This is a genomic window from Streptomyces jumonjinensis (assembly GCF_009600885.1).
GTDB lineage: Bacteria > Actinomycetota > Actinomycetes > Streptomycetales > Streptomycetaceae > Streptomyces > Streptomyces jumonjinensis.
This window is the reverse complement of sequence record NZ_VCLA01000194.1, coordinates 30,781-43,985: the sequence shown is the minus strand read 5'-3', so window position 1 is coordinate 43,985 and position 13,205 is coordinate 30,781. Positions and strand designations below refer to the sequence as shown.

Here is a 13,205-nt window from a genome sequence, read left to right as displayed (position 1 = left end):
ATGATGCTGCACCATGAGGGTTGATCTGTCGCGTCGGCTGGTTCCGGACGAACGGTGGGAACTGGTAGCTCCGTTGATGCCGAGGTTCACGTCCCGTCCGCAGGGCGGGGGTACTGCCCCGGTGGACGAGCGGGCGGTATTCACGGCCGTGGTGTACGTGCTGACGAGCGGGTGCGCGTGGCGGTATCTGCCGGAGTCTTTCGGTGTCCCGCCGGCCACCGCGCACCGTCGGTTCACCGTGTGGACCAAGGCCGGGCTGTGGCGCGGGCTGCACCGGGCGGTCCTGGACGAGCTTGGTGCCAGGGGTGAGCTGGACTGGACGTCCGCGATCGTCGATGCCGCGTCGGTGCGGGCGAAAAGGGGGGCTCGCTGACCGGGCCGAATCCAGTCGATCGCGGCAGGAAGGGCAGCAAACTGCACGTGCTGTCCGAGGCCCAGGGGCTGCCGCTGGCCGTCGCGGTGTCCGGCGCGAACCTGCACGACAGCCAGGCGTTCAAGCCGTTGATCCTCGGCATTCCCGCCGTCCGCTCCCGGCGCGGACCACGTCGGAGGAAGCCGGTGAAGGTCCGTGCGGACAAGGCGTACTACTCCGCAGAGCACCTCCGCTGGCTCCGCGGCCGGAACCTTATCGCGCGGATCGCCCGTCCCGGTATCGAGTCCGGTGAGCGGCTGGGCCGGCACCGCTGGAAGATCGAGCGGTCGATCTCCTGGCTCTTCGGCTACCGCCGCCTCAGCGTCCGGTACGAACGAAAAGGCAGCCACTTCCTTGCCTTCCTCGGCCTCGCCGCAGCCCTGACCTGCTACAAGAGACTCGTGAAACTCGCCACGTGAGACATCTTCTAAGGGCCGCACCCTGCGAAGCTCGGGTGGGGTGGTCGGGTGCGGAGGGGCGGAAGCTCTCGTCGTCCCCGACGGACGCCAGCGGCCGGGCCGCTGACCAGCCTTCTCGCGCCCGGCGATGTGCGCCGCTGACCCTGTGTCAGCGGTGTGCCCTGCCGTGGACCGTGCGCCGAGCGGCGCGGACGCCCGGCACGGCCGTGCCGAAGAAGCGGTCCACCGCCGACGCCCTGAAACGCCTGGTGGGCGCCTGTGAGCTGAGCGTCTATCAGACCAGGAGCGGTATCGCCGCGCTGCGGGATCTGTGCGGTGAACGCGGCTGGCCGCCGATGCTGTGGGCCCGCGAGGTGGGTTACCACTTCTGCGCGAGCGAGGCGGAACTGGAGGAATGGGAGCGAGAGCGGATCAGTGAGCGGCTCACCCAGTTGTGCCGGATGATCTTCGGCACCCTCGCCCCTCACCTCGCTCTCTTCCCGAAGAGCAGGTGGGCGAACTATCTGAACACGCAGATCACAGCGGTGGAGGCCGCGCTGGAGATGGCGGCCTCACAGTCCCGCTGAACCCATGTGGGATGCCACCGGTCACGAACGGGAGAGCCCGGGCCCTGGCCGGCTCACCCGCACCCGCCCGGCCGGGGCCCCAGTGCCTGTTGATGCGCCGACGCCGCTACCCTTCCGACACCACCGACGCCGAATGGGACCTGATCGAGGCCCTGCTGCCGCCCCCGGCCTGCGAGATCGGCCGGGGCCGGCCAGAGAAACATCCCCGCCGGGAGATCATCGACGGCATCCGCTATCTGGTCGACAACGGGATCAAGTGGCGGGCGATGCCGGCGGACTTCCCGCCGTGGCGGACGATCTACGGTTTCGCCCGACGCTGGGCGGCCGACGGCATCGTCAGCCTGATGCGCGACCAGCTCCGCCGGGCCGTACGGATCGGCAGCGGCAAGACCCCGCAGGCCGGCGCGGTGATCGTGGACTCCCGGAGCGTGAAGGCATCCGAGACGGTCGGCAGGAAAGCCGCGGCTACGACCCGGCGAAACAGATCAACGGCCGCAAACGCCATATCGCGGTCGACACCCGGGGCCTGATCCTGCTCGTCATGGTCACCCCGGCCGACGTCACCGACCGCGACGCGGCCAGGGAGCTGCTGTTCCGGCTCCACCTGATGCACCCGGAGATCGCGATCGAGTGGGCGGACTCCAACTATGCCGGGAAGCTGGCGGCATGGGCCAGGGACCGCTTCGACATCACCCTGAAGACCGTTCGCCGACCGCCGAACACCAAGGGCTTCATCGTGCTGCCCCGCCGTTGGGGGGTCGAACGTTCTCTGTCGTGGATCATGCGGGCCCGCCGGCACTGTCGGGACCACGAAAGACTGCCGCAGGTCAGTGCGACACTCATCGCCTGGGCGTCCATCACGCTGATGACCCGCCGCCTCACCCGCAGACCGACCAGAAAGCGGGCACGGCCACGAGCCGCCCCAGCCCCGGTACGGACCGCCGCCTGAGCGTCTTCTTCGGATACAGACCTGATGGGGCTCATCGGCACTTCGGCATGTTGCTGAGGTTCCACGCAATACGGAGCCAGCGGCCCGGTCTTGGTATCGATGAAGCAGAGAAGAAGGGATGAATCGCACATAAACCTGCGCATAGCTATGCGCCACAGTTTTGTCTGGAACGCGACAAAACAACCTATGGCGGCACATGTAGCTCGAATATGGAGCTGCCCGCCTTCACCGGCGGACCGCTGAATCTCCGGTGTCTCGCCCACTTTTCGTGATGGCGCTGAACATCGGACAGACAAGGAGTGGCAAGTGGCCCAGTCCCAGTTCCAGACCGGCGAGATCCCCCACGGCTTCCTGATCAACGAGGCCGGCGGGCTCATCCACTACAAGTACGGCATCGTCCTGGCCATCCCCCAGCCCAACCAGGGTAACAACGCCGTCTGGGGTGACGGATACCTCAGCTTCGGCTCCGACTGGGCCGACGTGCGGCTGCGGGTGGCCCTCCACAACGGCACCACCTGGACGGTCGTCAAGAACTGGGACATCAACGCCGCCGCCGGCCGCCTTGCTGAAAAGCTACCCGCAGGAACACAGAAGGTCAGCATCGGACGGGTGAAGAAGAGCGCCACCGACGTGGTCGACGACGCACCGGTCAGCTGGCTTCTCGAATACGTATCGTAGCTCCGGCCTCGCCTGACCCGCGCTGAGGGAAGGGGACCCGGGATTCGGTGAGCGGTGCCCTGCCGGTGTCGCTGGGGCAGGTGAACCGGGTGGCGGCTGAGGGGCCCCTATACGCGCATACCACCGGTCGGGCCAAGCCGTGGCCGTTCCGGCTGAATGAGGCTCTGTTCGTTGGATCCCCGGAGGACGGTCATGGGCCTGTTGCAACAGCATCGCGGCGAGGTTGGGCGGTTCTATGCTGCCCGGCATGAAGCAGGGAGGCCCGTGGCCATGGGGGCGTGGTGTGTGGCAACGACGGATGACCATGTGGCCGCCGTAGTCAGCGATCTTTGCGGTGGCGTGCCGAAACCGTCGGCCTCGGAGGCTGGGGCCGTGACTGAGGTACTGACCAGCAGCGACCGTGTGATGGTGCTGTTGGAAGAGGCGTCCGTCGCTTTCCGTATGGTGGCCACGGGGGCGGAGGAGTCGCTCCACGCCTGTGACGGCGCCCGCTTCCTGGAGCCCGCAGCGATGCGCGGAACGGCTTGCGGCTGCCCTCCGGGCCTGAGCGACCGCAGGGCGGCAGCACTGGCGGGGCGGGGACCGTCGCCGGAGGTGCGGCTGGGGTTCCGGCTGGCCGGCTGTCCCGGGCTGGGGGTGTTCTCGCTTGTCTCGACGTCGTGGGAGTTGGCGGAGGAGCTGCCCGAGCTGGCCGACGCTCTGCGACGGGCCGGAGCCCCGCTCTTGTGCGCGCTGGTGTACGAGCGGGTCGACTTCGTCACCCGGTCCGGAGTACCGGTGAGCTACCGGAGGCCGAGGGTGGAGATCGGCGGGCCGAGTGTGCTCTCGCCAGCGCGGATGTGCCTCGCCGTGTGACGGGCGACAGTCGGCCAGGGTGTGGTGGCGCTCGCCGTTAAATGGGTGGCGCGCGTCGGCGGGGCGGGTCTAGTCTTCATCCCGTTCCACCGGGAGGGCCGTGTGCCACGCCCGGCCGGGTTGTCGGTTCGTTGAGGAAGCAGGAGGTGAGGACAGTGATGACGGTCATGGTCACGGGCGCTGCCCGCACTCAGGAGTTCATCGTTCCCACCCCTGTGGTCTCCGGCTGACACCCACACACTTTTGCGCGCCGAGCACGCCGCCGGGGCCACCCTCCGAAGGGTTTCCCCGTCTTGTCCAGCACTCCGCTGAACCTGTCTTCTTCTGCTGCCTCCGCTGAGGTCCACACCGCTCTCACCCCGTACGGCTGGGACGAGGGCTGGGCCGACGCGTTCGCCCCGTACGCCGCCCAGGGTCTTGTCCCCGGCCGGGTCGTCCGCGTCGACCGGGGGCTGTGCGACATCGTCACCGGTGACGGCGTCGTGCGGGCCGACACCGAGTTCGTGGTGCCGCGCGACCCGATGAAGGTCGTGTGCACCGGCGACTGGGTCGCCGTCGACCCGGCCGGCGACCCCCGGTATGTACGGACGCTGCTGCCGCGCCGTACCGCCTTCGTACGCTCCACCTCCTCCAAGCGGTCCGAGGGACAGATCCTCGCCGCCAATGTCGACCACGCGGTCATCGCGGTCTCCCTCGCCGTCGAGCTGGACCTCGGACGGATCGAACGCTTTCTGGCGCTGGCCTGGGAGAGCGCCGCGTAAAACAGCATGGCCCTCACCTGCACAGATGCCGTTTGGACCGGCCGGATCTGTGTTGTAGGAGGGCTATATGGCCAAGAACGTGGTGGTGGAGGAGTTCCGGGACGCCAGTCCCGAGGAACTGGTGGGGAAGACGCCCGAGGAGCTTGTCGACCTCTACCTGCGCCGGAGCAAGAAGCGGGAGACCGTCGAGACCCTCCGGCAGCACGCCCGTGATCTGCGCCGGGAGATGGAGCGGCAGGGGCTCACGGTCCGCAAAGTGTGGCTGGAGCAGCGGAGCGCCTCCAAGCAGCACGTCCGGCGCGAGAAGCTCGACAAGGCGATGGCCGCCGTCATGGCCGGCGAGGTCAAGACGCTCGCGGTGTGGAAGACGGACCGCTTCGACCGCCGGGGCATGGCCGCCGTCGGCGCGGCACTGGACGAGTTCGACCGCCGCCGGGCCCGCCTCTACGTCCTCCAGGAGAACCTGGACTCCAGCCAGCCGGGCAACCGGATCGTCTTCGCGATCCTGGCCGAGCGCGCCCGCGACGAAATCAAGGACCTCACCCTGCGGGTGACCACCGGCAAGACCGCCGCGCGCACAGCGGGCCGCTGGCCGGGTGGCCGCACCCCGTACGGCGTCCGCTCGCCCCTGGGCTCGGGACGCATCGAACCCGACCCGGCGGAGTACCCGCACGCACGCCGCATAGCCGACGAACTCCTCGCCGGGAAATCCGCGATGCGCGTGGCCCACGGGCTGAACCACGACGCCATCAGGACCCGCGACGGCGCCCGGTGGGACGCCCGGACGATCACCCGCATGGTCCGCTCACCCGCCTGGGCGGGCCTCCTGCCGGCGAAGGAGCGGCTGCACGACGAGTTCGGCCAGCCGCTGGACGTCTGGCTTCCCTCGCCCGACCCCGTACGAGACGCCGAGGGCAACCCGGTGGTGATCGGCGTCGGCGTGGTGAGTCCGGGGGAGCGGCTCCGGATCCTCACGCTGTTCGAGGCACGGATCACCCGGATGGGCGGGGGCTCGCGGGGCAAGCGGCCCCACACGACCTTCCTCGGCGGTTTCCTCTCCTGCCCTCACTGCCGGAAGGCCATGAACGGCAGCGGTGGCAAGGGCAACCGGATGTACCGGTGCCGAACCCGACTGACGTACGGCGCGGAGGCGTGCCCAGGAGTGGTGGTCCGCGCACCCCGTATCGATGCCGCGGTCGAGGCGATGTGGCTGAGCCACGTCACCGCCCTCGACCACGGATCAGCGGGCCTCGACGCCATCGTCCGCCGCTGGGCGGTCCTCCACGATGTAGAGAAGCAGGCCCGCCGCGAGGACGTCATGGCAGCCCTGGACGCGGCCAAGCAGCGTAGGGACAAGCTGGAACACGACTTCTACGTCGAGGGCATGCTCGCGGAGGGCCGCTTCAAATCCCTGTGGGCCGACCAGTCGGCGGCGATCGAGTCGCTGGAGATCGAGGCCGCCGAACTCGTCCGGGAAGCCGACCTCTCCATCTTCTTCGCCGACGGCGAAGCGCTGGCAGAAGCGTGGGCGGAGTCCACGATCGAGGACCGCCGCATGCTTCTGGGCTGCGTCATGACCTCTTTGACGATCATCCCCGCCCGCTCCTGGGGTGATCGGACCCCAATGCTGGACCGATTGGTGCCGGAATGGGTTGCCTGATGCACTCGTAATGCGTAGGTCTCGGGTTCGAATCCCGAAGGCGGCTCTGAAGAACCTCAGGACTCACTCGCCGTGACCTGGGGTTTCTTCGTTTTCGGCGCCGTGCTGAAGCTCCCGGTCAGGGGTCGGACGAGCCAGGGGTGGCCAAGGGGTGGCCGCGTGCGCAGCGGGCGCGCACATGGGTGGCCACGGTGTGCGCTTCCTGGTCGCTGTCCGCTGTGGTCGCGACTGTCGATACCGGACAATGCCCTGTTCGGCATCGAGGTGTGGTGGGACGGCCACAGGCACGGCTCAGATGGTGGAGGTCTCGCAGCTCCCTACGTGTCGGCGGGTGGCCGCTTTCCTCCATCACAGACAGAGCGAAGAGGGTGGGCGAGAAAGGGGAAAGCCCCCCGAAGGGGGCCGGGGTCGAGTTACACTCCGAAAAGGTCCGCAATGATCTTTAAGATCAGACGAAGAATCCAGAAGCCAAGCCTCAGGAGTCCCAGTAACTTCACTAGCCACACCGTGTTTGGGTGAGATTTCTCCCAGGTGTGGGTCTTGTAGCGCCCGAATCGGATTGCAAACTTCAATCCCCATCTTCCGAGTGCGCGCGCAATACGTGCAACCGTAGCCATGTTGCCACCCCCTATCCGCCTCCCTTGACAGGGAGGCGGAATGAGAGGTGCAACCTCAGCAGGCTCCTGCGGATGACGAGAAAGTTAACCGGCAGGACTCTGAAGTGTTTGGTGTACCTTATCGCCTGCCCCGTGTTCGGACAAGTGCTAGCGGTTGAAATCTCTCAGTTCGACCAGTTCGGGAAGAGATGTTCTTCCGGTGCTGGAGCGGAGTTGAATGACCGCATGGCCAGGGGGGAGGTCGGTGCTGAGTTCGCCTGGAGTCCAGCGTGCCCGGTAGGTATTTCGTGTGGTCTCTGTGCGTACCCGGCTGCTGCCGACGGTGGAGTTCGTGGTTGCGGTTGAGTAGCTGTATTCGGGCGTTTCAGCTTCTCCCCAGAAGCGGGAGAAGATGTCGGCATCAGCGGGGCCGATCCCTCCCAGGGCGGCCTTTCCTCCTGCAGATCCGAAGATCCGGGGCAAGAGGTCCTCGGGGAAGTCTCCGAGGCTCTGGGAGAAGAGCATCAGGCCGGCGTTGTTGGAGCGAGCCCGTTCCATGGCGTGCGCTACGTATTCGTCGACAAAGCGTCCGGCTTCGTCGACGAGGAGCCCTTTGAAGATTCCACGGTTGGTCTCTTGGTCGCAGACCACATAGGTGAACTGGGAAACGATGAGACGGGCCAGGAAGCGTGATGCTTCGGGCATCTGGGGTTCACGCAGGGCAATCCGGACCCGCAGTGGTTGGTTGATGTCCTTCATTGAGAATGGGCTGGGGTTGTCGAACAGTCTCCTGAGCCGGGGACGGTTGAGCTGGCTGAGGCGTTCGATCAGGGACGCTGCTGGATCGTCCCGGCGTTTGCGCTGTTCCGCGCGGTAGCTGAGCAGCGGACCATAGTCAGCCTTGATGGTTTTGCCTTGCCGGTTCAGCCCCGCCCGTACGGCGTCCTCCAATGGCTGGTCTCCTCCTCGGAGCAGTGCCAGCAGCTCGTCTAGGGGTGGCCAGCGCTGGTGTGCAGTGTGGTAGGGGGCGAGACAGTTGTACAGCGCGTTGCGCGAGGCGTCCATGAAGTACTGCTTGTCGGCGGAGACGCCGGAAGGCAGTAACGCCGAGGCGATCTGGTCGGCGGCCACTTCTGGGTCGTCGGCGGCCCCGTACAGGGAGAGCCCGGGAGTGTTGGGGTCGAGGGGGTCGATGGTGATGTCGAACCAGCCAGGGAAGGCGAAGTCGTCGCCCTTGGGGTCGATGACCACCACACTGGCGGCGTTGGCAAGGCTCTCCAGGGCGAGGTGTTCGACAAGAGGAAGGGCGAGGCTACGGGTTTTCCCGGAGCCGGGCGGACCTATGACCAGGAGGTTGGTGCGCAAGCAGTCCAGGTCCAGTCCGAAGTCGGCGTCGTAGCGTGAGTGGTGAGTGGTTCGGTGGGGCACGACGCGGCCGAGGCGGACCTGCCCGTGGTCGAGGTTGTGCTCGGTGACCCGCCGGGGGCTGGGTGGCAGACTCCGCTGGCCGGAGGCGTGAAGGGCGGCAGCGGGGCCGAGGGCAAGGATTTCCTCGCAGAGTTCTGCCCGCATGTCCTGATGCGTAGCAGCCTGGCGGAGAGCCCGGGTAATGCGAGCACGATCGACGTCTCCAAGGTCTTCTGATGCCCACAGCTCACCCAGGACGCACGCGGCGCGGGGGTGGTATGCGGGAAGCCAGCCCTGGACAGCTGCTGAGAAGGGGGCGGGTGCCCCGGCGCCGTCATCCGACGCCGGGGCACCCGCCGGGTGCGCGGTGTTCACGCCGGCCCCTCCTGCGCCTCGAGGCGCAGGATGCGGTCCGCCAGCGGCGGGTGAGTGGCCAGGACCTTGGCGAGGATCGTGCTGGGGCCATCGTCACGGCCTTGGTCCAGCCAGCTCTGCAGGGTCGCGTGGAGCGCGGGCCCGTAGCCGAGCTCGGCCGCGAAGCGGTCGGCGGCGAACTCTCCCTGCCGGGAGTGGTAGCGAGAGATGGGCCAGGAGAAGAGCAGCAGCGCTGTGGGCGGGAAGATCATCAGCATGGGTGCCAGCCCGAGGAAAACAAACTTGCCGACTACGCCGGAGCGTACGAAGAGCAGGAAGGCGAACCGTCCGAGGAATCGCGTGACGATGTCAACTGGCAGGCCGTAGAGGTAGAGCAGGAAGCCGATCCGGGCGTGGCCGCGTTGGTGGTGGCCGAGTTCGTGCGCGAGGACGGCCTCCAGCTCACGGGGCTGCAAACGTGTCAGGGCTCCGCGGGTGACGGCCACGGTCCGTCCCATTGTCGCGCCGGCGTTGATTTCGGAGGTGTCTTGCACCCACAGTGAGTGGGTTTCCGGGGCGAGGCCGGCGCATGCAGCGACGCGCACCCAAGCCGCCTGCAGAACTGCCTTCTCCCTGGCGGTGGGCGGCCGGAGCCCCATCAGCTTCGCGGCCATGGGTTCGAAGCGGTCCGTGAAGGCTACGAACCCCGCCGCGAGCCATGCGACAGTCAGCAGGGGACTGAGGAAGTACATGATCACGAGTGATGCCAGCGCCTTGGGGACGAGGGCTAGTACCGCCGTGGCCTCGGCGGAGGTGTCGAAGGCGGGCCTGGGTGCCACCTCGGGCGGCGCGGTCGGCATGGGCGGTACCGACCCCGAGGCGGGCTCTGCGGACGTAAACCCTGCGATGGGCTGGTCGGGGTCGGGCACGGGGGCCTGGCTCTCGTGCGGTTGCGACAGGTTCGGGCCTGGCATGGTCACGATCTGGTCCTCCTGATTCAGGTGTCTCAGCTGGCCTGAAGGGCTTTGCTCCGCGGGGAGTCACCAGGGCAACCCCCTGAAGGTCGCCGCTCGAAGGCTGAGGTTCTGAACGGCACGGTCACGCTCTGGTGAGTACTGACGCGGAAGCTCCGCAGCGACCGGGAGCGGTGAGCCGATGGTGGGCCTGTCCGCTGCTCACGGCGGTGCGATGGGGCCAGAGTGCAGTCGGGAAAAGGTTGGTCTCTTGGGCTAAACAGGCATCGCGACCAACCCGACCATTACTACGATCACGGCAAGTTGCACTCCGTGAGCCCGGGAGACCGCATGACCGACGCGAACAGGCCAGGCCGTCGCAAGAAGGAACTCGCCCACGACGGCGGTCCGGTTACCGCCCTGGCCCTGGCCCTGCGCGAACTGCGCGTGCAGGCTGGCAACCCGCCGTACCGCACGATGGCCGAGCGGGCGAACGTCTCGCAGAACGTCCTCTCTCAGGCTGATGCCGGCCACCGGCTCCCCACCGAAGAGGCTCTGGCTGGCTACGTAACCGCGTGCGGCGGTGATGTCCAGGAATGGTCGGAACGGCTGCGGCGTGCTCGGCTCGCGCAGTCCGCTCTGCAAGGAACCGAGCTGAGCGCCGATTCCCTAGTTGGTCGAGAGTCTCAGGAGCCCCGACCAAACAATGAAGCACCAGTTCAGGGCGCGAGCCCGGAGGCCGGGGCAGCCTGGTTACGAGATGTACAGCCGGAGCGCAGGGCTATCCGCCAACAGTCGAGCAGCCGTCGGCGTTCGGTATTTATTACCGTGGCTTCCATCGTGGTGATAGTCGCCCTGGCGGCTGCATGGCACCTAACATCCCCAGACAGTTCGGAAGGCCGTCCCCCACGCGCTAAACCAGACCCCACGTCAACATCGCATTCTGAAGCGGAGCCAGCTGCCTCTCCGCGAATGCAGTGCCGAGCCAGCTGGGAGTCGATGTCGTCAGCCTCCCTCTACTTTCTGCCGTGTATCGAACGCCGCCCTGACGGACTGGCCATCTCTGCTCAGGTGAAGGCGATGACACCCGACGGTGTACCCGGCGGAGCAACGGTATGGATCTGGTTGATGAACATCGACAGCGAACACCTGAACAACAAGAGGTTCGACCTGACCAGGAGCGAATCAACCCTGCAGAGCTGTCGCATCGACCTCACCGACGCCGACCAGATCGAGACCTGCGGGCCGTTCACGATCCAACCCCCAGTTCAAAAGGGTCTGTACGCGACATCCGGCAGCGCTCGTCTTCAGGGTTCCGCACACCCACCTGGGTGGGACTCCACCGGCTTTGCTGGCACCCAAAGTCCCTCGGTCCCCTGGAAGGGGTAGAGCGGGCGGCGAATCCTGTGAACCGTTCCACCCTGCCGTGATTCAGCTGTGGTCGGTGAATCCAGTCAGACATAGAGAGTGGCCCCGGTCAGTGCTCGCTGACCGGGGCAGCGTGAGTGAAGAAACGTTACGCCGACTGTGGTGCACCCTGGTTGCTGATCACAGGCCGGTCGGCATCAGGCTTCGTGGCGACCGGCGCCGGGACGGCCCGCAGTTGCCGCTGGGCGCGCGGGACGAGCCGGACGACGGCTTCGGCGGCGGCGCGGGCGAGGTCGTCCAGGACGGACTGGTAGATGTCCCGGGTGACGCGGGTGTCGCTGTGGCCGAGGGTCTCGGAGACGACCTTGATGTCGATCCCGGCGGCCAGCATGAGGGTCGCGGCGCCATGGCGGAGGTCGTTCAGCCGGATCGGCGGGAGGCCGGCGGCGGCCACGAGGCGGTCGAAGAGGTCGGAGACCTTGCCCGGGTGGAGCAGGGAGCCGTCCTCCTCGGTGAAGATCCGGCCGGTGTCGACCCAGGCCGGCCCCCACTTCAGCCGCTCCTGCTCCTGGAGTTCCTTATGCTCCGCGAGCCCCTCGTTCGTCTCGCGGTCCAGGGCGACGAGCCGGATGCCGCTGTTGGTCTTCGGGGCGCCCTCGATGACCTCCCAGCCGTCCTGGACGAGCTGGGTGGCGATGGCGAGTGAGGAGTTGCGGTGGTCGTGGTCGGTCCAGCGCGGGCCGCAGCCCTCGCCGCGTCGCAGGCCCCGGAAGGCGATCAGCCGCCACATCATCTTCAGGCGGTCGCGCTCAACGTGGTCGAGGAAGATGCCGGTGTGCTCCGGCGTCCAGACCATGACGGGCGAGGGCTTCTCGCCCGTGGCCCGCCAGTGGGCGATCCGTTCCTCGGTCCAGATCAGAGCCTTTGGCTTGGTCCCGGGCAGCAGCTCGACGTGCTCGGCGGGGTTGAAGTTCGGCATCCGCTGCTGGGCGATGGCGACGTTCAGCGCGGCCCGGAGCGTTGCCTTGATGTGGGGCTGGGGTATTGAGACCGGTGATACGGCGGAACGGCGGCATCCGGTCGATGGCGGCCTTCAGCCACTTCCGCCGGGCGCGGTTCTCCACGCCCTTCCACGGGATGGCCTTCAGCTCCTCCAGCGCTGCCTTGCGCTGGGCGTTCTGCTCCGCGATCTCGATGTTCGCCTCGTTGATGGAGTCGAACATCTTGGTGATGTGGCCGACCCGCAGCTTGTCGAGCCGGATGTCACCGAGGTGCGGCTTCAGGTGAATACGGATATCCACGCCGTACCGCTTGAGTCCGGTCGGCCGCAGGCGCTTGCGGCCTTCGAGCCACTCGTCCAGCCACTCCCCGACCGTGATCCTGGAGTTCAGGGTCTCGCCCACCAGGAAACGACGACGGGTCTCGTCGTAGTCGGGCAGCGGTGCCTTGGTCCGGGAGCACTCCTCCAGCAGATCGTTGACGGCGAGCTGGCCAGCCGGGTCGTCCTTGTCCGGGATCGCCATCAGCGCCCGGACCTTCGCCAGCTCCTCGCCCGCGTCGGTGGCGGAGGAGAACCCGCTGCGGCGGTACCGGCGTCGGGTGCCGTCCTGCCTCGGCTCCAGTTCCTGGAGCACGCTCCAGGTCCCGTGCCGACGGTTCGACAGCTTCGGGCACTTCACGCCGAAGGCGGTGCCGGTGGCGGGATTACGGCAGGAGCAGCGCCTGCTGGTGGAACCGTCTTTCACGCATCGTCCCCGTCCGCTGGTATCGCGGACCCGTCCGCGTCGCCCAGCTCGCCCGGGAGCGGGGCCGGGACCAGTCCGCGCTCGCGCATCCGGTCCCGGAAGGTGTGCAGCTCGCGCCGGTCTTCCCGGGCCAGCTCCTCGTACGAGGCGACGGTCTCCAGCAGGGCGTCGCGGCGTCCTGCGTCGGTGGCGAGTGTGGCTTTGCGGCGGCGCTCCTTTGCCATGCGGGCAGAGGTGAGTGCGGTGGCGACGGCGTCGCTGTGGGCGCGGAAGAGGTCGAGCACCTCGCGGGACGAGCCCTGAGGGGTGGGCTGGTCGAGCCGGGTCTCGCCGGTGAACCATGCCAGGGCGTCCCAGGTCGGGACCTCCTGGCCGGGGAGGACCTCCACGGCGGCCTCGGTGTCCAGCGGGAACATGAGGGTGACCGGGGGGACGTCGTACACCTTGGCCAGGACCAGGAACTCCCCGAGATCCACCGAGGA

General features: G+C 67.5%; 9 protein-coding genes and 3 pseudogenes. 8 read left to right on the top strand and 4 right to left on the bottom strand.

Annotated elements, in window-relative coordinates; genetic code table 11:
- The first annotated feature begins 13 nt into the window (after positions 1-13).
- The 7 genes and pseudogenes from FF041_RS32665 (at position 14) to FF041_RS32635 (ending at position 6,300) form a co-directional block, all read left to right on the top strand.
- Positions 14-831 (top strand): IS5 family transposase gene (locus FF041_RS32665; protein ID WP_407698219.1). Its coding sequence is split into 2 segments (ribosomal slippage): positions 14-361 and positions 364-831, totalling 816 coding nucleotides; the frame shifts between segments, so codons are not numbered across the junction.
- Between the two features lie 173 nt (positions 832-1,004).
- The gene (locus tag FF041_RS32660; RefSeq protein WP_153526103.1) at positions 1,005-1,397 is read left to right on the top strand and encodes a RacP protein; all 393 of its coding nucleotides are present in this window, start codon (positions 1,005-1,007) and stop codon (positions 1,395-1,397) included.
- Positions 1,398-1,489: 92 nt separating this feature from the next.
- Positions 1,490-2,346, top strand: a pseudogene (locus FF041_RS32655) (IS5 family transposase).
- Positions 2,347-2,652: 306 nt separating this feature from the next.
- Positions 2,653-3,024, top strand: a complete 372-nt coding sequence (locus tag FF041_RS32650) for a hypothetical protein (protein ID WP_153526102.1) — start codon at positions 2,653-2,655, stop codon at positions 3,022-3,024.
- Positions 3,025-3,180: 156 nt separating this feature from the next.
- Positions 3,181-3,879, top strand: coding sequence for a recombination directionality factor (locus FF041_RS32645; protein WP_407698218.1), 699 nt, complete (start codon positions 3,181-3,183; stop codon positions 3,877-3,879).
- 293 nt (positions 3,880-4,172) lie between these two features.
- Positions 4,173-4,637 (top strand): annotated as a pseudogene (rsgA, locus tag FF041_RS32640) (GTPase RsgA); the annotation flags it as partial.
- 70 nt (positions 4,638-4,707) lie between these two features.
- Positions 4,708-6,300, top strand: coding sequence for a recombinase family protein (locus FF041_RS32635; RefSeq protein WP_153526100.1), 1,593 nt, complete (start codon positions 4,708-4,710; stop codon positions 6,298-6,300).
- Between the two features lie 764 nt (positions 6,301-7,064).
- Here FF041_RS32635 and FF041_RS32630 read toward each other — a convergent pair.
- Positions 7,065-8,468: a type IV secretory system conjugative DNA transfer family protein gene (locus FF041_RS32630; protein WP_153526099.1), complete on the bottom strand. Its 1,404-nt coding sequence runs from the start codon at positions 8,466-8,468 to the stop codon at positions 7,065-7,067.
- 206 nt (positions 8,469-8,674) lie between these two features.
- On the bottom strand, positions 8,675-9,517 hold the full coding sequence (locus tag FF041_RS32625; RefSeq protein WP_153526098.1) for a M48 family metalloprotease: 843 nt from the start codon (positions 9,515-9,517) through the stop codon (positions 8,675-8,677).
- Positions 9,518-9,961: 444 nt separating this feature from the next.
- On the opposite strand from FF041_RS32625, the gene FF041_RS32620 reads away from it, so the two are divergent.
- Positions 9,962-10,999 carry a helix-turn-helix domain-containing protein gene (locus FF041_RS32620; RefSeq protein WP_153526097.1) on the top strand — a complete coding sequence of 346 codons (1,038 nt, stop codon included), beginning with the start codon at positions 9,962-9,964 and terminating at the stop codon, positions 10,997-10,999.
- Positions 11,000-11,126: 127 nt separating this feature from the next.
- Here FF041_RS32620 and FF041_RS32615 read toward each other — a convergent pair.
- Positions 11,127-12,723 (bottom strand): annotated as a pseudogene (locus tag FF041_RS32615) (tyrosine-type recombinase/integrase).
- Positions 12,720-13,205: XRE family transcriptional regulator (locus FF041_RS40190; protein ID WP_153526194.1), on the bottom strand; the 486-nt coding region annotated here is incomplete at its 5' end. The gene FF041_RS40190 and the pseudogene FF041_RS32615, both read right to left, overlap by 4 nt.

Excerpts from the sequence above, each read along its gene's own strand:
- FF041_RS32645 (WP_407698218.1), top strand. The coding sequence starts at position 3,181 with ATGAGGCTCTGTTCGTTGGATCCCCGGAGGACGGTCATGGGCCTGTTG.
- FF041_RS32635 (WP_153526100.1), top strand. The coding sequence starts at position 4,708 with ATGGCCAAGAACGTGGTGGTGGAGGAGTTCCGGGACGCCAGTCCCGAG.
- FF041_RS32630 (WP_153526099.1), bottom strand. The coding sequence starts at position 8,468 with ATGCGGGCAGAACTCTGCGAGGAAATCCTTGCCCTCGGCCCCGCTGCC.
- FF041_RS32625 (WP_153526098.1), bottom strand. The coding sequence starts at position 9,517 with ATGCCGACCGCGCCGCCCGAGGTGGCACCCAGGCCCGCCTTCGACACC.
- FF041_RS32620 (WP_153526097.1), top strand. The coding sequence starts at position 9,962 with ATGACCGACGCGAACAGGCCAGGCCGTCGCAAGAAGGAACTCGCCCAC.